Below are 20,239 nucleotides of genomic sequence, written 5' to 3' on the forward strand. Positions count from 1 at the left end.
GCGGGTTTTTCCTGTGAGGTGATCAGATTGAATTCTGCCGATATTACCAATGACAGTTGCCCGAAACTCGCGGCAGGTGTCCGGCTGAAATTCGATGATACAAGAAAAAGCTGGATGATACTCGCTCCCGAGCGGGTATTTATGCTGGACGAAATTGCCGGAGAGATTTTATTGGGATGCGACGGCAAAAACTTTTCCGAGCTCATTGATTTTCTGCTTATCAAGTTTGACGCACCGAGACCTGAGATCGAAGAGGACGTCAAGGAGGTTCTTGCCAATCTTGTTGTCAAAGGGGTGCTCGACATATGATCAAGATTGATCCACCGCTCGCTCTATTGGCAGAACTGACCCATCGTTGCCCACTCAGCTGCCCATATTGCTCAAACCCCTTGGAAATGGATGCAAGAGCGGCCGAACTGGATACAGAATCCTGGTGTCGTGTCCTGACAGAAGCGAAAGAAATTGGGGCATTGCAAGTACATTTTTCAGGTGGTGAGCCTACCTTACGACCAGATCTGGTTGACCTAATCGAACATGCAGACAAAATCGGTCTCTATTGTAATTTGATTACTGCCGCTGTGTCTTTGACCGAAAAACGGCTGGATAGTTTAAAAAACGCTGGTCTGGCGCATGTTCAGATAAGCTTTCAGGGAACGGACACAGTAATTGCGGATCGGATCGCTGGATATGAGGGAGCGTTTGAACGCAAAACAAAAGCTGCCGCACGCGTTATCAATGCGGGTCTCGCCCTAACGCTAAACGCTGTGATAAATAGACATAATGTTGAGCAACTTCCGAATTTTTTTAAAATGGCGGCTCTTATGAAAGCCCGACGTCTGGAAGTAGCGCATGTTCAGTATTATGGTTGGGCTCTGAAAAACCGGGCAGCGCTTTTACCCAGCAAAACGCAGGTTGAGCGGACAACACAGCTGGTTGAAGAGGCACGCCGAAAATATGAGGGTACCATGGTGATCGATTATGTTGTTCCCGATTACTATGCTCGACGACCGAAAAGCTGCATGAACGGATGGGCCCGACGATTTTTCAATATTACACCAGCTGGGAAAGTGTTGCCTTGTCACGCGGCGGAAACCATACCGCATTTGTCATTTCCAACAGTCCATGACGGCTCTCTATCTGACATATGGCATAATGATCCTGCATTTAATGCTTATCGTGGTACAGACTGGATGCCGGAAACCTGCCAGAAATGCGATAACCGGGAAATTGACTGGGGCGGCTGTCGCTGTCAGGCAATGGCATTAACAGGTGACGCCGCGAATATGGATCCGGTTTGCGAACTATCTCCGTTTAAGGATAAAGTCCTGGAGGTTGCGAGAAACGATGCTGACGGGCAAGCTGCTGATTTCATTTATCGAGTATCACCTGGTTTTTCAGAACATAACGTTTCCGACAGCCCTGATAGAAAAACGGACTAATAATTCCATGATGCGCGTTGGATTAATTGTTCTTACTAGTTTTATTTTCTTGTCCACCCTGAGTCATGCGGACAATCACACTAAATCGGTAAAAGTAGCCGTTCTTAAATTCGGAACCGTTATGTGGGAGTTGGAAACAATTAAGCGATATGGCCTGGACACGCGCCATAATTTCAAGCTCGAAATTCAACCTGTCGCAAACAAGCAGGCAGCAGCGGTTATGTTGCAGGCAGGCGAGACTGATGCGATCGTCAGCGATTGGATCTGGGCAGCGCGCCAGTGGGAAGCAAGACCATTTGTTGTCCTCCCCTATTCTAAATCAGTTGGCGGCGTAATGATTAATAGCAATGATATAAAATCAATCGCGGACTTGAAGGAAAAGCGAATTGCCGTCGCCGGTGGCCCCCTCGATAAGAATTGGATAATGCTGCAAGCCATCGCACTCAAAGAGTATGGCTATGATATTGCGAAATCGGCGGATGTAGTATTTGCCGCTCCGCCCCTCGTTCATCGGAAGATGTTAGACGGCGAGTTTGATGCGGAAATCAATTTCTGGCCGTATCTGGCTAGATCGAAAGCACAAGGGCTGAAATTCCTGACGACGACAAAACAGCTAAGTGAGTCGGCCAACGTCAGTGCCGAAGTTCCATTGCTGGCTTATGTTTTCAAACAAGGCTGGGCGAAAGAAAACCCTGACCTTATCAGATCTTTTTCTTTAAGCTCACAAGATGCAAAAACTATTTTGCAGCAGGATGACGCGGCCTGGCTCGCACTTAAACCAACAATGAAAGTTAAAAGTGAACGAGAATTTGTAGCGTTACGTGAAGGGTTTGTTCAAGGCATCCCATCGTCAATGGACTGGCCCCAAATATCAAATATGCAATCTTGGATAGCCTTCTTGAGAAATAATGGTGGCGAAAAATTAGTCGGGACCAGCAAGATGCTCGCGCCAGAAATGTTTTTGTCAGTCAATGAGTAAAGCGACCCCCCCTTTATTCAAAAACTTTTCACAGAGAAAATCTAATGCTCTGCCAAACAAAAACTGGCTATATTTTCCGGCGTCCATATTGCTTTTTCTCGTTCTTTGGCAAAGTCTCTCCTGGATTGTAGCGAGTGATTTGTTTCCAAGTCCAATTGCTGTTGCACAAACAATTATTCAAAAAACTCTGTACGGAGATCTAATCAAAGATGTTTCGATTACGTTGGCACGGGTCGCAGCTGCATTCTTTTTCGCCATGGCGATTGGATGCTTTATCGGCGTACTCCTGGGACTAAAAAAACGTAGTGACCTGTTTTTTGACAGTTGGTTGATCATTGCTCTCAACCTACCTGCCCTCGTCATCATAGTTCTTTGCTATATATGGTTTGGGCTAACTGAGGTTGCTGCAATTACTGCCGTTGCCATAAACAAAATTCCTCTTGTTGCGGTCATCATGCGCGAAGGGACGCGTGCTCTTGACCCCAAACTTACTGAAATGTCGCAGCTCTATAAATATTCGAAAACACGCGTTTTAAGAGACTTAATTTCTCCGCAACTCGCACCTTATGCCGCTGCTGCTGCCCGAACCGGGCTTGCGTTAATATGGAAGATTGTTCTCGTAGTAGAGTTACTTGGTAGGCCGAACGGAATTGGATTTCAAATTCAACTTAATTTTCAATTGTTTGATATCACGGCCATTCTTGCTTACGCTTTTGCCTTTTTAATTGTCATTCAGGTGATCGAAGCTTTAATTATCAAGCCTTGGGAGCGCTATGCAAATCGCTGGCGTGCGAGTTGATAAATGAAAATAGAGATTGAAAGTAAAAGTTTTACTGACAAGCAGATATTCTCAAATTTTGACTTGGAACTGGCTGAAACAGAATTTTTAGCCATCTCCGGTCCATCCGGATGCGGCAAAACCACTCTCTTGAGGCTTATTGCCGGGCTCGACAAAGACGTTCAAATGACAATGACAAGCTCATTCAACCGGATTGGATATGTGTTCCAGGAACCGCGCCTATTGCCCTGGCGTACCATAAGAGAAAACCTACATCTGGTATGCGCTGACACAGCGGCCGGAAAAGAACAAGCAGATTTAGCGCTGCAAACTGTAAATTTATGGGAAGAGCGTAATGAGTTTCCAGACGCCCTGTCCCTTGGCATGAAACGGCGGATCGAATTAGCTCGCGCGTTCGCTGTCAAGCCTGACCTAATTTTACTAGATGAACCTTTTGTCTCATTGGATTCTGTATCAGCCGCCGAACTGCGGGAATTGCTTTTAACCGTTTGGGCACGAGACAAACCGAAAATTATTATGGTATCTCATAACCTTGAGGAATGCCTTTCCTTAGCCGATCGCATCGTTTCACTGGCTGGCAATCCTGCAAAAATTTTGAGCAGCTTCGCCATTGATCACCCCCGGAAACAACGAGATGCAAGTTGGATAACCAGCCAAATGGCCAGCCTTAAAACATCCCAAGTACCCGAATAATAATTCAAGGTCGTGTTACGACACCCCAAGGAAACCGGCCAACCTTAATAGTTTTAACTACTTTCATATCCTCGACATCTATGACGGAAACATCCCCGCTAACTCCATTGGTTGTCAGCAGATATTTTTCATCCGGAGTGAAATCCATGTGCCAAACGCGGCGGCCTACTAAAAGATATTCTTCAACTTCAAAACTTTCAGCATTCACCACCGCAATTCGATTGGCTGGACCCAACGCGACAAACGCCCATTTTCCATTTGACGATAACCGAATACCTACCGGTTGAACGCGCCCATTTTCGATTCCAACAACTGAAAAAGAAATTTTCTCGATGATTTTTTTACTTTGGACGTCAATTATGGATACAGTTCCGCCGATTTCTGAAGAAACCCAAAGCTGCTGACCGTCTGGAGAAAATTCAGCATGTCGAGGCCGTTGGTCAACCAGAGTATTTTCAACAACATTCATTACGTCCGTATCAATCCAGTGAACCATATTAGTTGTTTCCGACGTATTCACCGCCCATTTTCCATCGGGACTAACAGCCATGCCTTCCGGCTCGACACCGACCTGGATTTCATTAATCGCCTTACCGGTTTCAACGTCAACAACGGTCGTCATATTGTCGTCTTCATTTGCTATAAAAAGTCGTTTGCCGTCTGGATGGAGTGCAAATTGTTCAGGATCATCACCGGAGGGTAGTTCCTGAATTATTTGGTTTGTCGTCAAATCAAGAACCTGAACTGTATCGCTATCCGAAGCGCAAATAAATAATTTGGATTGATCTTTGGATAGTAGAATAGCGCGAGGTCTCTGTCCGACTTTCAGGGTTTCCGTTACCTCAAAGCTTTTTAGGTCAATTATCGAAATACTATTATCTTTTTCATTAGATACATATGCCGTTTGGGCCCAGGCGGATCCTGACAGAAATATAAAGGTAAGTAATAGCCCTAGAAACCTCAATTCTACGGCGCTTGATTTCAGGTGCTTGTTTTTCATTTCGTGGCCCTTAGCGTGTTTTATTATAGCTTTGTTCAATTATACCCCAGAATCCATTGACTTGGACTAACAATTTTTGCCGTCACTTTATTAATTGTCTAAAGCCATAACCAGTCGGGGAAATACCCGTAACGAGCGTTAAAAAATTCACGCGAAACCCAGCAGTTATTTGACAAAAATACCCCAGGTCTTATCTTGGATACTCAAGCTTTGGCCAAAAGGAAAGTAGAATGAATAGGAGTTGCCCAGTGCCAGCTACACTCGGAAAATTCTTGTTTATCGCATTTTCCTATTGTGTTTTTACATTGATTTTTGTTACCGGGACCAAAGCTGAACCAACAGTTACGTTACATTACATTGAACGCGTAATCGACCGACCGCCTGTTCTTTCAAATTTACATGCTTTACCAGAAGATCAAGGCCTTTTAGGTGCTCGGCTTGGCGTTTCGGATGTCAATGCGACAGGTAAATTTACCAATCATGAAATCAGGCTGATTGAGCATATTCTCGAGCCAGAAGATAATCTTTCTGATCTTGCTAGCAAAATAAATGGAGAGAATATCCATATCATTGCTAATCTTCCCTCAGCTGACCTTCTCGAACTCGCAAATTTTCCTTGGAAAAACGAAGCCGTGATTATCAATACGGTTGAAAAAGACAACTCTCTGAGAAGGGAGAAATGTCATAAAAACGTTCTTCATACGATTCCAAGCCGCGCGATGCTAAGCGACGCCTTGGCTCAGTTTCTGCTACTGAAACGCTGGCAGAACTGGTTTCTCGTTGAGGGGGTGCATGAAGGTGATCGACATTTTGCATTAGCCCTTCGGGATTCCGCTAAGAAATTTGGGGCGAAAATAGTAGACGAAAAAAAATGGGTGTTTGATGCTGACATGCGTCGCTCTGCTCAATCAGAAGTCCCGCCATTTACGCAAGGCTCGGAATATGACGTAGTCGTTGTTGCCGATGAATCTGGCGATTTCGGGGACTATTTATTGTATCACACCTGGTATCCTCGGCCAGTGGTCGGGACTCAGGGCATGTTTCCAACTGCCTGGCATCCAGTTGTAGAACAATATGGTGCAACTCAACTTCAAAATCGCTTCAAAAAACTGGCTAAAAGACCTATGAACGATGTTGACTACGCGGCCTGGCTTGCTGTTTCTTCCATAGGCGAAGCCGTAATCAGAGGAAACAAAAAATCGGCTATCGATATAAAGACGTACCTATTCTCAGATGCTTTTCGCGTGGCGGCGTTTAAGGGGCGCGCATTAACTTTCCGGCCTTGGTCGGGGCAAATGAGACAGCCAATTCCGCTCGTACATCGCGGAGCTGTAGTCTCAATGTCTCCTCAGCCAGGGTTTTTGCATCAAAGAACTGAGCTCGATACACTAGGGCTCGATTCAAGCAATGTCGCAAGGTGCGGGGAAAAGTAAATTGGATACAGGTATAGAGGTCAATAACCTCTCATATGATTATGGACCGAAAAAAGCACTCGATGATATTTCATTTTCTGCCTTTTCCGGAAAATTTACGGCTCTTTTGGGTCCAAATGGCGCTGGAAAATCAACTTTATATCATCTCCTAACGCGCATCATGAAATTGCAATCAGGCCAGATCCGGATTTTTGGCAATGATCTCAAGAAATCTCCCTTATCTGCAATGGCTTCAATGGGGATTGTTTTTCAACAGCAAACTTTGGATCTCGATTTAACCGTACGACAAAATCTGAAATATTTTGCTGCATTGCATGGTTTACCTGCTCAAGATCTGGAAAATAGAATAACCGAGCGTTTAAAATCATTAGATATAGAAGACAGAGGCGATGAAAAAGTTCGCACGCTTAACGGAGGTCATCGACGCAGGGCAGAAATCGCCCGTGCATTGCTGCACAACCCTCGTATTCTTCTACTCGATGAACCGACAGTTGGACTTGATGTACCAAGCCGCAAAGCAATCGTTGACTATGTCCATATGCTGTGCCGGAAGGAAAAATTGACTGTGCTTTGGGCCACTCATTTGGTGGATGAGGTCATGCAGGAAGATGACCTCATCATCCTGCATCAAGGCAAGATATGCGCGCAAGGAAATGTCTCAAAGTTATCTGAAGAGCATAAATGCCAATCCGTGGATGATCTCTTCAGAAAACTCGTTATGTCTGGAGAAAAAGCATGACAACCAGCGATATCAGCCTATCACGACAGTCAGTATTCGCGACCTATTTCAGATGCATGAAAGGCGTCGTATGGCGTGAGGGACTTCGGTTTTTCCAGCAAAGGGGACGGTTGATTGCAGCTCTGGTACGCCCGCTAGTTTGGCTATTAATCTTTGCCGCCGGATTTCGCGCGACACTGGGCTTGTCCATCATTCCCCCCTATGAAACCTATATTCTTTATGATGTATATATTGTTCCGGGTCTTATTGGGATGATCCAGATGTTCAATGGTATGCAGAGTTCGCTCTCGCTGGTTTATGACCGGGAAATGGGAAGCATGAAAGTTCTCATGACCAGCCCGCTTCCTCGATGGTATCTGCTAACATGCAAACTCCTGGCGGGCTGCCTTGTGTCACTGTTACAAGTATATGCTTTCCTTTTAGTAGCCTATTTCTTTGGAATTGAACTCCCTCTAATGGGATATGTAGCCGTATTACCGGTCTTGCTTGTCACTGGCTTGATGTTAGGGGCAATAGGAATGTTGCTATCTACATTTGTTAAACAACTGGAAAATTTTGCTGGCGTGATGAATTTCGTAATTTTCCCAGCGTTTTTTCTTTCAAGCGCACTATATCCGCTTTGGAAAATGAAGGAATCCAGTGAGCTGTTATACTGGCTTTGCACCTTTAATCCCTTTACTTATGCAGTTGAGTTTCTTCGGTTCAGCCTCTATTTAAAATTTAGTTTGCCAGCGGCGGGCTGGACATTCTTTTGTTTAGCAATATTTCTAGGTGCCGCAATATGGGCATATGATCCGAAGCGTGGACTAGGTGGTGCCGGCCGGGGTTAACTCTAATCCTTGGTCAGCATGGCGGGAGAAACATGACCGAAAACAGCTGGTTTTCTTGGTGCCATATAAGACATTTTTGACATTGCCGCTATTTTTTCCATCTCACCATTTTTGAGAAACTCAAGAATAACTTCGTTTACTTCAGAGATTGGTGCGCCACCATTTTTTAGCGCGGCAAAACCGATATTGTAGGAAATGGAATGTAGATACTCAGTTAAGCTAAGTTTAGTTTCCGGGTTACGCTGCTTATAGCGATCAAATCGGTGCCTCTCAACGAGTACCGCGTCAACCTCTTCTGCTTCAAGATTGGGAAAAATCTCACCAGGTTTAAAGTGCTTTGAATGATCTGCAAGAAGGCCATTTTGATATCGGATTAAAATGGCGCTGGATAACGTCGTTACTTCTGCCCCAACAGACAGTTCTTTCAAATCCGACAGTCGTTTTACAGTTATACCCGAATTTTTTGGCGATAAAACGACAGTTAACCCGGCGTGAATGAATGGAATGGTCGATGTTAATTCACCAAGATTAACTCTAGTTCCCCTGTCACTACGTTTCATGCCTTCATAATCCGGAAGGGCTGCAGATGGCTGAACCGGTGTTCTTAAGTTGCTTTCAATCAGGGCCAATCCGCCAACAAAATCGCAAAAATTTGCAGATAGAAGCGCATTCACTTCATAAATGGGTACGACTTCATCGTCATCCTCTGATTCATACCATTGCACATATAGTTCTTTATCCAATTTTTGAGCTATTCGTTCCGCTAAAAGCAGTTCAAAACCACCCATACGTTTGCCAAATTTATAAGAATAAGGCGGGCTTCCATCTTCCAGACAAATCCGGAGTTTACTATTATCGGCAGCCGCCCAGTTTGGTAAAGCCAAAGATAACGCGACGCCAATAAGAAGAGCCATTCTCGAACCATGTCGCGTGAATCCAAACATTATTATCTACCTCTAGTCTTTACATATTCCCAGATTTCAAGAATTTCCTCTTCCGTCAGAATATCTTTCCAAGCAGGCATATCTTTTTTTCCCTCTTGTACAGATGTAAGAAAACGGGGACGGTCATTTAATGGAAATTTTCGCAAATCATAAGAGCGGGTTCCAATATTGACCATGTTGGGGCCATGACAATTTATACAATATAAACTGTAATGACCTTTCCCGGCATTTTGGGCATCTTCTTTAGTTCCGGCCGCCAATGGCGAACCACTCATTATTGTTGCTATAGAAATTGACCCTATAGCGGCCAAAATTACCCATCCATATTTTTTAATCAATAGAACCTCTACTAAACTTAATTGTATTATTTTGTTTTAGGGTTAGACAAATTAAAGTCACGCCCGACATCAGGCGTGACTTTAACTGCTTAGTTTTCCAATTCCTATTGTAGCGCAAATGTCCAGATTGATCCCCCTTCTGGAACAGAGGCCATTAGTTTATTCAGCTCAACATTTTTCGCACCGAATACTGGTATGAAATTTCGATAAGCGCCCCCAATTCCGCTTGCAATAGAAATATACTGTTTGCCATCTTGCTCCCAAGTCATTGGTTGCCCGATTATACCGGAGCCGGTCTGGAAGGACCAAACTTCTTCTCCCGTATTGGCATCAAAGGCTTTGAACTGTCCGGTGTAGGTGCCAGTGAACACCAGATCTCCAGCGGTTGCCATAGTGCCGCCCCAGTTAGCTGCCTGGCTACCAACTTCCCATTTGATATCCCCAGTTAAAGGGTCAATCGCCCTTAAATAACCAGTATTTCCATCGTCAGGGAACAAAAATTGCAATTGAGCTAAATCAAGGCCGAAATAGAACGTACCTTTCTTGAACACTGGCTCAACCGGCTTATAACTCATTCCCATTTCCAATGTATTCGCATACACGAAGCCCGATTTAGGGCTATAGCTCATTGGGAACCAGTTTTTACCGCCAAATGCAGATGGCCAAACATCAATTTTCTCGCCCGTTGCCCGCATTTTCTTTGTCAGTGCGCTATCAATTGGGCGTCCGGTTTTCATATCAATACCATCTGCCCAGTTGAGCTTATTAATATATTGACTGGCGCGCAGCAACTTACCATCGGTCCGGTCGATCACATAAAGGTAACCGTTTCTGTCAGCATGCATAATTACCTTTTGCATTTTGCCATCAATTTCGACGTCCGCGATGATATTTTCGTTCACACCGTCGTAATCATATGGATCATTGGGAGAGAACTGATAGTGCCAGGCGATTTCACCGGTTTTTGGTTTAAGAGCCAGAACGGAGCCGACATATAAATTGTCGCCTTTACGGAATTCTGCGTTCCAAGGGCCACCGTTACCAGCTCCCCAGTAAACCAAATCCAATTCCGGATCATAAGTACCTGTGATCCATGTTGGGGCTCCCCCATGCTTGTAGGTTTCACCAGGCCAGGTATCCCCGCCTTCTTCATCAGGAGCCGGAACAGTGTATCTGCGCCAAAGATGTTTACCTGTTTCAGGGTCCCATCCATCGATGAATCCGCGAATGCCATATTCTCCACCGGAAATTCCTGTGATAACCACACCATTGGCAATCAACGGTGCCATTGTCATGGAATAACCATCTGCATAATCAATGGCCTTAGACTTCCAAACCTCCGTGCCATCTTCCATATTCAAAGCGACCACATGAGCGTCCAATGTTGCGCGATATAGCTTGCCATTATAAATAGCCGCACCGCGATTAACAATTCCGCAGCAAACGATACGAGGCGTTTCAGGAGGGTACTCAAATTTGTTCACCCAAATACCGCGCCCTGTTTTCGGGTCAATGGCATGAGTGGAATCATGGGTTGTCACATACATGACACCCTTATAGACAAGCGGTTGACTTTCCTGTCCGCGATTGTCGCCAAAGCTATAATTCCATACTGGAACGAGGCTTTTTACATTTGAGGTGTTCACTTTATCAAGAGCACTAAAACGTTGTTGTCCTTGACCTAACCCAACGGTCAGCACCTGATCAGTTGTTTTTGCATCATTAGCCAAATCGGTCGCAGATTGCGCCCATGATTTTTCGGCGCCGATTGCCGCCAGGCAAATCGTTATTGCGGATAGCCAATTCTTGGAAATTGCTAGCATGGGTTTCCCCCCCGTTTGTTTTCATTGTCTACGATGTATCGCAGTTTTTATTTTAGCCTTTTCATGATTTCATATTTCTAATGTTGATGTAAAGGCATATTCCAATCACAATACTTGTTTAATGGCTGCAGTCGGCTGATACAGACCTTGGATGGTGAAAAAGTGAAAATATTAGTGTTTTTAATACTGCTTATAATTCCTTGGAATGTAATTTATGCGGATGAAAAGGCAGTGGGTGTCGAAATTGTTCTAGCCGTCGATGTCTCAAGCAGCGTCAGCCAAAAAGAACATGAAGCACAGATAGAAGGTATTGCAAAGGTGTTTGAAGACCCGGCAATACTCAAAATTATTGATTCTTTGCCAACCGGAAAAATAGCCGTTTCGTTGCTTTTATGGGCGGGTGAAAACCAGCAATTGATTGCTGTGCCTTGGAAGGAAATCAGGGATCAAAAAACCGCGCAAATTTTTGCTGATAATGTAAGGAACAATCAGAAGAAGCCTTGGACCGGATTATTATACACTGCACTCGGCGATGCCCTGCAGGCAGCTGGAAACTCATTTGAAAAAAATGAATTTGAAGGTGACCGAAAAGTAATTGATATATCAAGCGACGATCCAAGCAATCGAGGGGCAGAGCCTGCCATAGTTCGAGAGATCCTCATCGCTCAGGGGATTACGATAAACGGTCTTCCGATATTAGCAGACCGCAAAGATCAGGAAACCCGCCGTGAATTGGTGGACTATTTCCGTTTTAAAGTTATTGGGGGCCCGCTTTCTTTTGTCAATCCAGCTGTTTCGTTTGAACATTATGCCGAAGCATTCTCCCAGAAATTTTCGATCGAAATTTCCGGCATTCCGTCGCCAACCAGCACATTCAGTTACGCGAAATCTTACTTGAAGCCTTCGTCTTCAGAACTAAAAGTTACGGCACAATTTGCAAAGCGGGATAATTGAACCATGTTTCCACCTGAGACATCGTGCCATATATAGGAATTTTCCGTTGGCCCGAAATAAGTATAATTCTCAAATAAATACCTAAACATATCGAGGCACCAAATAGTCTGTCTGGGCATCAGTCGGACCGACATCAAACCATCGCGTTCATCAAAGTAAAATTCTGTATGGAAATTAAAGCCGCCAAAATGGGCCGAAGACTTAAGTTTCGGAAGAATTTCCCAATATGCAGGGTTATTTTGTTGTATTGCATAGGTCCCGCTTTTTGATACTTCGGTGACTTCTTGTACCGTCATTCCCCATTCTGTATCTCGCCAGCCGGCTTTTGCGATATCAGCTGCGAATATCACGACGAGAAACAAGATATAGTATATTGATCGCATAAAGCGCACTCGCAATCCTAAAAATATTGGTAGAGCAATATTTTGCTCTACCAATTTTGGAATTCTCGCTTTCCTAAGCGGTCAGAGCTTCCTTAATTGCCTCTGGTGTCATGGGCAAATGACGGATCCGAACACCAGTTGCATTGAAAATGGCATTGGCAATTGCCGGCGCCACAACCGTGACACCAGGTTCACCGCAACCGACAGGATATTCACCCGGAGACAACACGATAACATCCATTTCCGGAACGTCTTCCATGCGCAGGACATCGTAAGTGTCGAAGTTGGTTTGCTGAATTGCCCCATCTTCCATTATCGCTTCTTCTTTCGTCGCGATTGATAAGCCCCAAAGTGCAGACCCTTCGACCTGAGCTTTTACGGCATCGGGATTGACGGCCGTACCGACGTCTATGGCAATGGTCATTTTTTTAACCTTATAACTACCATTCGATTTGTCGACATCAACCTCGACGACACAGGCCGTCCAGGTTGGCGTCGCCCGTTCTTGGGCACTGGATATAGAAAGACCCATACCACTGCCATCGGCCATTTTTTTACCCCATTCTGCCTTATCAGTCGCAGCTTTTAATACGCCTGCCAGCCGCTTGGCACCGCCGACACTCATGGGGGCACTTCCCGCTTGTTTGCCAGCGGCATCAAGCATTGACAACCGAAATGCCAATGGATCAATTTTCAATTCATGGGCCAATTCATCCATAAAGCTTTCAACCGCGAAAAAGGTATAGCCGGGTGCGACAGACCGCAAATTGCCCGCCGGTGCCGCAGCGTCTCCCAGTTTTGACTTTGCTACTCTTACCCGGTGATTGGGCACGGAATACCAAAAATCTGCACCATTAATCGCAAAATAGTCAATTTTGCCTTCCGGTGCATCCGCTAGAAACGCCGGAGCAAGACGGCTAGTCGCCCAGGTGCAAACCGCATCATGGGTCATACTGTCCAATTTACCATCTTTGATACCAGCCTTTAACGATTGAAGAACCTGACTACGCGGATAATCAAACTGGGTATCGGCAGCACGATCATAAATCATCTTAACCGGCTTATTCGCCCCTTTCGCGGCAAGAGCTGCAACAACAACATAATCAGCTTCTAGTCTACGACCGAAGCCACCACCTAACGCCGTTTGCTTGATGACAATTGCCGATGGATCAACGCCAAGGACTATGGGAAGAACGCCGGCGAGAACTGTTTGGAATTGATTACCGGTTGTCACATGCCAAATATCGTCTTCTTCCCAGACGGTTGCATTCATCGGTTCCAACGGCATATGCAAATTTAAACTGGTTGTATATTCTGCCGTAAATTTCGTCGTGGCTGCTGCCATTCCTTTTTTGACGTCACCGTCATCAACAAAGGTTTTGCCACCCTCGCCTGCATTAATCATTTCCTGAGCTTCTTTCATGATGCTTTCAGAACTGACTTTTGCATTGGGGCCCAAATCGTAATCGACCTCAAGTGCTTCTGCAGCTTTTAGTGCTATAGGATAACTATCGGCAAGCGCAACAATCCAGCCAGTAACCATTTTTGTCGGGTCTTCAAGAACGACATGCCCCTGATAGCCAGCAATTTTTTTGGCGGCGCTATCATCAACTTTTTTAACGCTTGCGCCATAGCGCACAGGCGGTGTCCTTGGTGCCCCATAGACCATTCCGTCAACAAACGTATCTATGCCATATTTGGTGCTACCATTTGTCTTGCCTGGTATATCCAGATTGGCGACCGATTTTCCGATAATTTTTCTGTCTTGTGGTGCCTTTAGCTTGATGGCTTCCAACTGAGCCTTATTAAAGCTTCGAGAAATAATGCCCCCTTTTACCAAATCACCGTAGCTCACTTTACGATTGGATTTGTCATGGTAGATCATTCCTTGCTCGGCCCGAAGTTCCGCAACCGGCACACCCCAGTTTTTAACCGCTTGCTCCATCAGGACTATCCGTCCTGCCGCACCTGCCTGCGACATCGCCGCAAAAGTCCAGTTGATCGACCAACTCCCTCCGGTAATAAACAATCCCCATTGAGGCGCAACATCGGGGAAATTCAACCGAATATTTTCCCAGGGTACTTCCAGCTCATCTGCTAAAGATTGGGCGATTGCCGTACCCACATGCTGACCCATCTCTGCTTTTACGATGTTGACGGTTGTGATGCCTGCATCATCCATCGAAAACCACATGTTAGGAGAAAATGATCCTGCGGCCATGGCCTCTTTGATACCGCCGCCAACAGGCAGCGCACCATAACCCATAACAAGGCCAAGGCCAGCCGCCGAACCAACCAGAAAATCTCTCCGGGAGACGCCGCGCGTTTCGCTCTTCGCTATCTTTTTTTGAATATTCATAATGCCCCCCTATGCTTTCATTTCATCCGCAGCACGTCGCACTGCTTTTTTGATTCGAACATATGACATACAGCGGCAGATATTACCTGTCATTGCCTCGACTATGTCTTCATCACTTGGGTTTTTATTTTCATCCAGAAAGGCGGCAGCAGTCATGATCTGGCCAGACTGGCAATATCCGCATTGGGGCACCTGTTCTGCAATCCATGCTTTTTGCAAAGGATGAATTCCATTTTCATCCAACCCTTCAATTGTCGTGATTTTAGTGCCAGCCGCATCACTTACGGCTGTGATACAGGTTCGGGTCGCTTCACCATCAATATGAACTGTGCAGGCTCCGCAAAGGCCCGCGCCGCACCCAAATTTGGTTCCAGACATTTGTAAATGCTCACGTATCACCCATAGCAACGGTGTATCATCTGGCACATCTACTTTAAGATCTTTGCCGTTTATTGTTAAATTTACCATTAGTCCCTCCCCGAACTTTTATCATTTTATGAATTATTTTTCTTTAAACCCGACTAGTAATAACCCCTTTTCTGTTGAAAGATTTCTTTAAGCATGCCCCTCTAACTCTCACGATTGCCACTGGTCGCACCGGTGGTGCGGGTTGTAATTTGTCGGCAATACTTCAGACCATGGCAGATGACAATTCGAATACAATTCGACAATAAATACGCTTATTCTGGCTTTGAATTTGCCGAATTCACCGGCAACGGAATCCCCAATTCTGACCGACGACTTTTTCGTCTTTTGTCTTTCTTCTTAAATTTTTTCGCACCGCATTTTTATTAAAGTTTAGTTTTGTAATATAGTCAACTGCCTTCTGGAGGATGGTTTAGGAACAAAAGAATACGGTGAATATCTAGGGCGTACGGGTAAATGCCGTCCAAACACGAACAATAAAAACAGTTTGTTTTCTTGCTCGTCAAAAGGGTTGCTGGAAGCGCAAGCCCGTCATTTAATCCGCTTTCAACCGCCAGGTCTCGGCGCCTTCGCTCAGGAATCTTGGAATTGACGAAAGCCTGTGTGAAAGTAACATTGCATCGGGCGCAGGCAGCTCTCAAAAACTTACTGGAACCTCTTTTCAGGCGGTAAAATACAGGGTGCGGACTGTGTCGCAAATCTGGAGCAATTGCCTAAGAGTTGCACCGGATCACATTTTGCGAATAAGGTTGGTCGTCCAGTGGAGGAAAGAATGAGCGTCGAATTTTTTATGACATCAATGGTTGTTATCCTGTTGCCCGGAACCGGAGTTCTTTATACTCTTGCCGTTGGCTTGGGGCGCGGTTTTCGCGCCAGCGTCGCTGCGGCATTGGGCTGTACCTTCGGTATTGTGCCTGCCGCCGTCGCCAGTATCGTCGGTCTCGCCGCTATATTCCACACCAGCGCCATCGCGTTTCAGACCGTGAAATATCTGGGCGTGGCGTATTTACTCTATATGGCCTGGAGCATTTTACGCCAGGGAGGTGCCCTTGACGTCAATGAAGACAAAAAACCCTTGTCGCTCTTTCAAACCGCCTTCAACGGGATGCTCATCAACGTGTTAAACCCGAAGTTGTCTTTATTCTTCCTCGCATTTTTGCCGCAGTTTGTTGACGTCAGCCAGGCCAATGCCGCGCCGACCATGTTCCTGCTGGCCGGGATCTTTATGGCGTTGACCTTTGTTGTCTTCGTCGGCTATGGCGGCGGTGCTGCTCTCGCCCGGGATTATGTCATCACTCGGCCTGCCATAATGAAATGGATGAAACGGTCCTTTGCCGGCGCCTTTGTCTTTCTCGGCGTTCGACTGGCTTTGAATGAAGAATAAGAGCGGCAAACAGGTGATATTCAGAAAAGGAGAAACCTTATGATAATAGCATTGGTACAGATCCCCTTCGACGGGCCAAAGCGGGATCGTGATCTTGTCGTCGAGCAATCCCTTGAATCGACCAAGATATACCGGGACGTCAAAGGCTTAAGACGGAAATACTATCTCAACGGCGAACAGGCCGGTGGCGGTGTCTATGAATTTGCCACTCGCGAAGAGGCTGAAACTTGGTTTCATGACGGATGGGCGGATTGGATGGAAGGCCGTTTCGGTGTACGCCCGACTTTAACGCTGTTCGACAATGCCGTAGTTCTTGACAATGAAAAAGGTGAGGTCCGGGTTGACGGGAAACCAGTTCCTGCCCCCTGATTTTTAGCGTCACCATATTCACCAGTTATAGTCATCTTTCAGCTTCAGTCGAAATCTTCCCGCTCTTGCTTCTCCCTTGCTAATCAGGAAGAACAACCCCTTTTGCTGATTTAGATCGAAGGACAGGTTGCCTGATCAGCGCACTCAACAATTCATCAGCCTGCCGTTCCAGCTCGGAACCATTTGTCACCGAATTATTACTCATCAGTGGGTCGAGGATCACTCCCCTACGTTTACCTGTCTCCCGTTCGATGATCATCATATTGAACCGGTATCGCGTCCCCTCTCTTTCTATTCCCGTATCACCACCATCATTCTCAAAGACATATTTGTACCGTCCGGCAACTTTTTTACCCCGGCGTACAAAGACAACAGTACCCGTGTCCGAAAGAGCATCTGCCCTATTGCAAGCGTCGTATTTATATAGTACAAATCATGAACATTTAATCTGTCAAAGGCCCTCTCAATGGAAGATTTTTCGCTCTATTTACCCGGTATTATACTGGCTTATTCAGCTTTTCTATTAGGTATCGCAAGTCCCGGTCCGAATATCCTGGCTGTCATCGGGACCTCCATGAGCCTTGGCCGGAAATCCGGGATTGCTCTGGCTCTCGGTGTGGCGGGCGGTTCTTTCACCTGGGCTGTGCTGACAGTTATTGGGCTTTCCGCTTTGCTCGAAGCGTATTCGTCAGCCTTGATCGCCATTAAGATTTTTGGCGGTTTCTATCTTTTATGGCTTGCTTACAAATCATTCAAGTCGGCCGCTGCCGCTCAGGATATTCAAGCAAAACAGTTATCCGGCGGGACACGGTCACCGTTTGGTTATATGGTCCGTGGATACATTATTCAGATGACCAACCCAAAAGCTGCCTTATCCTGGATTGCCATAATTTCTCTGGGGATGAAGCAAGATGCCCCGCTTTGGGTCGGGGTTTCCATTGTTGTCGGCACCTTTATTCTCTCCATCACTCTCCATACGCTGTACGCAGTCGCCTTTTCAACTCCCGTTATGGTGCGGGTATATGGAAAAGCACGGCGGTATATTCAGGCAACTCTCGGCGCATTTTTTGCCTTTGCCGGCATTAAGCTTCTTCTGAGCCGCAATTAGGAAGATGCGACCGTCCCTGCGTCAGAAGGCAATCGCTGTTTGCAATGAGAAGATTGCTAAAAGAGGCGACACTGTCGGGCTCTCTTTCTATGCGTTCTTTGCAAATAAAAATGATAATCCGGAACTTCTCATGGAAGCGGCAACCTGGTGGATCGAAACACATAAGCTCAATCATTTCGAAAAAGCCCGTAAAATAAAAGATATGATTGAAAGTACGCTTTGACTGAAGGATTGTACCCACAGGTTATGGTTTTTTGACAGCAGGGGATCGAAGGCACTGTGAATACGACATCTCCGTATATTCGAGAGGCACAATTGGCGGATGCCGAAGCGTTGGCCAAATGCATAGACGCCGCCTATGCCAAATATGCCGATCGCATTTCAGACTTGCCACCTGTATCAGAAGGCTGCGCTGAGGAAATTACCAATAATCAGGTTTGGGTAGCTGTTGACGCCGGTACTATTGTAGCCGGCCTAGTACTTATCCCAAAGACGGCCTTTATGAAGGTTGCCAATCTTGCGGTTCATCCTGACTACGGTGGTAAAGGCCTTGGCGGTAAACTCATGGATATCTCGGAACGCGAGGCGTTGCGGCAGGGCTTTAAAGAGATGCGTCTGAGTACACATTGCCAAATGCCGGAAAATATCCAGCTTTATACCCATCTTGGATGGCAAGAGATATCTAGAGCGGGGAATACAATTTCCATGAGAAAATTCATTTGCTGCCAATGAGAACGAAACGGGCATCATGTCGACCTGCAAGGCTTAACCTGCAGCATGGTCCAGTCCGGTAAATTTCATTTTTCACTCACGCATGAATGTGATAGCCCTGTGATCAGGGTAAATTCTATGACCTGTGAGCGAGTGAAGCTAGAACCTGTTATTTGTCCGAATGAATAAGGAACCATATCATTGAGTGGCAGCGCAAATCAGAATATTCCGAAGAAATCGAGCTATGACGTTGTCATCATCGGCGGTGCCATGCTGGGGTCCTCAGTTGCGTGGTTCTTATCCAGCAACAAGGATTTTAACGGCTCCATTCTGGTTGTAGAAAAAGACCCAACGTATGAATTTGCGTCAACCAGCCATACCAATAGCTGCATGCGCCAGCAATTCTCCGCGGAAATAAATGTGCGTATTTCGCAGTTTGCTGCGGATTTCGTCAAAAACTTCCGTGATTACATGGGCGGTGACGACCGCGTTCCTGATGTCCCTCTGCATAGCTACGGCTATATGTACCTGGCCGATACCAATTCTTTTGCCGATGTTTTGCGTGACAACCAGAAACTGCAAGCCGCCTGCGGTGCCGGCACCAAAATCATGTCGCCTGAAGAAATAAAGCGGGATTATCCCTTCTATAATCTTGATGATATTATTGCTGGCAGCATCAATTTGGTCGACGAAGGCTATTTTGACGGCAACACCCTGTTTGACTGGTGGAAACGATCGGCCCGGGAAAACGGCGTTGACTATATCGCGAACGAAGTCGTTGCCATGACCCGAAGTGACAGCGGCCGAAAAGTGGACAGCATCACCCTCAAATCAGGCGAGATCGTTAGTTGCGGAACAATTGTAAATGCCTCCGGGCCGAGAGCCGTTCTGACATCCCGAATGGCCGGCATTGAAATTCCCGTTGAGCCCCGCAAGCGCTACACCTTCATTTTCGATGCGGAGATACCCGTGGACGGGGACCTTCCTCTGACTATAGATCCTTCAGGTGTTCATATGCGTTCTGATGGTGCCTATTATCTGGCCGGTTGCCCGCCGGATGAAGACCCGGCCGTGGATTATGAAGATTTCACTCAGGATCACAGCATTTGGGAGACCAAGGCATGGCCTGCGATCGCCGCGCGTATTCCGCAGTTTGAGGCAATTAAACTTGTTAATTCCTGGGCCGGACATTACGCCTTCAACCCTTTTGATCAAAACGCCATTATCGGACCTCATACAGAGGTCGAGAATTTCCTGTTCGTCAACGGCTTTTCAGGCCACGGATTTCAACAATCTCCGGCCGTGGGCCGCGGGATATCTGAGTTGATTGCCTATGGTGAATACCGCAGCCTCGATCTCACGGCTTTCAGTTTCACCAGAATTGAGCAAAATCGTCCCTTCGTCGAAAAAGCGGTTATCTAGGCAGTCTTCTCGCAATCGAATGAGCCGGGAAGAAGTAGGGAGACAGGTAATAAATTAGATAAAGAAGTGAAGGTATAGAATTGAGATTATTCAATAAAGACCACAA

The 20,239-nt window shown here is 46.1% G+C and carries 22 protein-coding genes; 15 read left to right on the top strand and 7 right to left on the bottom strand.

Annotation, left to right across the window (positions count from 1 at the left end):
- Window positions 1-27 precede the first annotated feature (27 nt).
- The 5 genes from pqqD to NBZ79_RS14150 all read left to right on the top strand — a co-directional run bounded on the left by pqqD (window position 28) and on the right by NBZ79_RS14150 (window position 3,910).
- Window positions 28-309 (top strand): pyrroloquinoline quinone biosynthesis peptide chaperone PqqD, encoded by a 282-nt coding sequence (gene pqqD, locus NBZ79_RS14130; RefSeq protein WP_251933150.1) that lies wholly within the window; start codon window positions 28-30, stop codon window positions 307-309.
- Complete coding sequence (gene pqqE, locus NBZ79_RS14135; protein WP_251933151.1) at window positions 306-1,439, top strand: pyrroloquinoline quinone biosynthesis protein PqqE; 1,134 nt, start codon at window positions 306-308, stop codon at window positions 1,437-1,439. Before pqqD ends, pqqE begins: the two co-directional genes overlap by 4 nt.
- Window positions 1,440-1,659: 220 nt before the next feature.
- On the top strand, window positions 1,660-2,418 hold the full coding sequence (locus NBZ79_RS14140; protein WP_251933153.1) for an ABC transporter substrate-binding protein: 759 nt from the start codon (window positions 1,660-1,662) through the stop codon (window positions 2,416-2,418).
- Window positions 2,411-3,217 (top strand): ABC transporter permease, encoded by an 807-nt coding sequence (locus NBZ79_RS14145; RefSeq protein ID WP_251933155.1) that lies wholly within the window; start codon window positions 2,411-2,413, stop codon window positions 3,215-3,217. Before NBZ79_RS14140 ends, NBZ79_RS14145 begins: the two co-directional genes overlap by 8 nt.
- Before the next feature lie 3 nt (window positions 3,218-3,220).
- Window positions 3,221-3,910, top strand: a complete 690-nt coding sequence (locus tag NBZ79_RS14150) for an ABC transporter ATP-binding protein (protein WP_251933157.1) — start codon at window positions 3,221-3,223, stop codon at window positions 3,908-3,910.
- Between the two features lie 4 nt (window positions 3,911-3,914).
- Here the strand turns inward: NBZ79_RS14150 and NBZ79_RS14155 are convergent, their stop codons facing one another.
- Window positions 3,915-4,910, bottom strand: a complete 996-nt coding sequence (locus NBZ79_RS14155) for a YVTN family beta-propeller repeat protein (RefSeq protein WP_251933158.1) — start codon at window positions 4,908-4,910, stop codon at window positions 3,915-3,917.
- A gap of 248 nt (window positions 4,911-5,158) precedes the next feature.
- On the opposite strand from NBZ79_RS14155, the gene NBZ79_RS14160 reads away from it, so the two are divergent.
- Genes NBZ79_RS14160 through NBZ79_RS14170 form a run of 3 tightly spaced genes read left to right on the top strand, consistent with a single transcriptional unit; the run spans window position 5,159 to window position 7,912 of the window.
- Complete coding sequence (locus NBZ79_RS14160) at window positions 5,159-6,343, top strand: ABC transporter substrate-binding protein (protein ID WP_251933160.1); 1,185 nt, start codon at window positions 5,159-5,161, stop codon at window positions 6,341-6,343.
- Window position 6,344: 1 nt separating this feature from the next.
- Complete coding sequence (locus NBZ79_RS14165) at window positions 6,345-7,082, top strand: ABC transporter ATP-binding protein (protein WP_251933162.1); 738 nt, start codon at window positions 6,345-6,347, stop codon at window positions 7,080-7,082.
- Complete coding sequence (locus NBZ79_RS14170; RefSeq protein ID WP_251933164.1) at window positions 7,079-7,912, top strand: ABC transporter permease; 834 nt, start codon at window positions 7,079-7,081, stop codon at window positions 7,910-7,912. The genes NBZ79_RS14165 and NBZ79_RS14170 overlap by 4 nt, the downstream gene beginning before the upstream one ends.
- 2 nt (window positions 7,913-7,914) lie before the next feature.
- On the opposite strand, the gene NBZ79_RS14175 is transcribed toward NBZ79_RS14170, so the two are convergent.
- The 3 genes from NBZ79_RS14175 to NBZ79_RS14185 form a co-directional block, all read right to left on the bottom strand.
- Window positions 7,915-8,826: a type 2 periplasmic-binding domain-containing protein gene (locus NBZ79_RS14175; RefSeq protein WP_251933165.1), complete on the bottom strand. Its 912-nt coding sequence runs from the start codon at window positions 8,824-8,826 to the stop codon at window positions 7,915-7,917.
- A 32-nt stretch (window positions 8,827-8,858) separates the two neighbouring features.
- Complete coding sequence (locus tag NBZ79_RS14180) at window positions 8,859-9,194, bottom strand: c-type cytochrome (protein ID WP_251933167.1); 336 nt, start codon at window positions 9,192-9,194, stop codon at window positions 8,859-8,861.
- A gap of 104 nt (window positions 9,195-9,298) precedes the next feature.
- Window positions 9,299-11,017, bottom strand: coding sequence for a PQQ-dependent dehydrogenase, methanol/ethanol family (locus NBZ79_RS14185; RefSeq protein ID WP_251933169.1), 1,719 nt, complete (start codon window positions 11,015-11,017; stop codon window positions 9,299-9,301).
- 147 nt (window positions 11,018-11,164) lie between these two features.
- Between NBZ79_RS14185 and NBZ79_RS14190 the strand changes: the two genes are divergently transcribed.
- Window positions 11,165-11,971: a DUF1194 domain-containing protein gene (locus NBZ79_RS14190; RefSeq protein ID WP_251933171.1), complete on the top strand. Its 807-nt coding sequence runs from the start codon at window positions 11,165-11,167 to the stop codon at window positions 11,969-11,971.
- Between the two features lie 456 nt (window positions 11,972-12,427).
- On the opposite strand, the gene NBZ79_RS14195 is transcribed toward NBZ79_RS14190, so the two are convergent.
- Window positions 12,428-14,713, bottom strand: a complete 2,286-nt coding sequence (locus tag NBZ79_RS14195; RefSeq protein ID WP_251933173.1) for a xanthine dehydrogenase family protein molybdopterin-binding subunit — start codon at window positions 14,711-14,713, stop codon at window positions 12,428-12,430.
- 9 nt (window positions 14,714-14,722) lie between these two features.
- Complete coding sequence (locus NBZ79_RS14200) at window positions 14,723-15,181, bottom strand: (2Fe-2S)-binding protein (RefSeq protein WP_251933175.1); 459 nt, start codon at window positions 15,179-15,181, stop codon at window positions 14,723-14,725.
- 730 nt (window positions 15,182-15,911) lie between these two features.
- Between NBZ79_RS14200 and NBZ79_RS14205 the strand changes: the two genes are divergently transcribed.
- A complete protein-coding gene (locus NBZ79_RS14205) occupies window positions 15,912-16,523 on the top strand; it encodes a LysE family translocator (protein WP_251933177.1) in 612 nt (203 codons plus the stop codon).
- 39 nt (window positions 16,524-16,562) lie between these two features.
- Window positions 16,563-16,892: a hypothetical protein gene (locus NBZ79_RS14210; protein ID WP_251933178.1), complete on the top strand. Its 330-nt coding sequence runs from the start codon at window positions 16,563-16,565 to the stop codon at window positions 16,890-16,892.
- A 79-nt stretch (window positions 16,893-16,971) separates the two neighbouring features.
- Here the strand turns inward: NBZ79_RS14210 and NBZ79_RS19570 are convergent, their stop codons facing one another.
- On the bottom strand, window positions 16,972-17,097 hold the full coding sequence (locus tag NBZ79_RS19570; RefSeq protein ID WP_256470227.1) for a hypothetical protein: 126 nt from the start codon (window positions 17,095-17,097) through the stop codon (window positions 16,972-16,974).
- 261 nt (window positions 17,098-17,358) lie between these two features.
- Between NBZ79_RS19570 and NBZ79_RS14215 the strand changes: the two genes are divergently transcribed.
- The 4 genes from NBZ79_RS14215 to NBZ79_RS14230 all read left to right on the top strand — a co-directional run bounded on the left by NBZ79_RS14215 (window position 17,359) and on the right by NBZ79_RS14230 (window position 20,133).
- Entirely contained in the window at window positions 17,359-18,000 is a 642-nt protein-coding gene (locus NBZ79_RS14215; RefSeq protein WP_251933180.1) for a LysE family translocator, read from the top strand.
- Between the two features lie 4 nt (window positions 18,001-18,004).
- The gene (locus tag NBZ79_RS14220; RefSeq protein WP_251933181.1) at window positions 18,005-18,223 is read left to right on the top strand and encodes a DUF6500 family protein; all 219 of its coding nucleotides are present in this window, start codon (window positions 18,005-18,007) and stop codon (window positions 18,221-18,223) included.
- A gap of 56 nt (window positions 18,224-18,279) precedes the next feature.
- Entirely contained in the window at window positions 18,280-18,732 is a 453-nt protein-coding gene (locus tag NBZ79_RS14225) for a GNAT family N-acetyltransferase (RefSeq protein ID WP_251933183.1), read from the top strand.
- A 249-nt stretch (window positions 18,733-18,981) separates the two neighbouring features.
- Window positions 18,982-20,133, top strand: a complete 1,152-nt coding sequence (locus NBZ79_RS14230; RefSeq protein ID WP_476749709.1) for an NAD(P)/FAD-dependent oxidoreductase — start codon at window positions 18,982-18,984, stop codon at window positions 20,131-20,133.
- The last annotated feature ends 106 nt before the right edge of the window (window positions 20,134-20,239 follow it).

The organism is Sneathiella marina, assembly GCF_023746535.1.
GTDB classification, from domain to species: Bacteria; Pseudomonadota; Alphaproteobacteria; order Sneathiellales; family Sneathiellaceae; genus Sneathiella; species Sneathiella marina.